Raw genomic sequence first — 318 nt, forward strand, 5'->3', positions numbered from 1 at the left:
GTTATCGCCAACGCCTAATTCAGTTTCAACAATTAGCTCAAAGTCGCAAGTGCTGGTGTTGCCGTATTCGTCGGTGGCCGTAAACGAAATGGTGTACGTGCCGTCAGAAAGTGGCGTTCCTGCTGCTGGACTTTGGGTTGTAAGCGTAACTGGATCGGTACAGTTGTCTATTGCTGTAGCTTCGCCCGTTGCAAAGTAATCTGGAAGAATATAGAATATGTTTCCAGGCCCCGGATCTACTGTTTGATCTGCTGGACAAGTTATTACCGGCGCAAGGTTATCTACTACCGTTACCTCTGCAGTACAGGTTGCAAGGTT

1 protein-coding gene is annotated in these 318 nt (G+C 47.8%); it reads right to left on the reverse strand.

Going from position 1 to position 318, the window contains the following annotated elements:
- Positions 1-318, reverse strand: a 318-nt coding sequence (locus K8089_RS16450; protein WP_237604355.1) for an HYR domain-containing protein, incomplete at both ends; no start/stop codon positions are given.

This window comes from Aequorivita vitellina (assembly GCF_022008365.1).
GTDB classification, from domain to species: domain Bacteria; phylum Bacteroidota; class Bacteroidia; order Flavobacteriales; family Flavobacteriaceae; genus Aequorivita; species Aequorivita vitellina.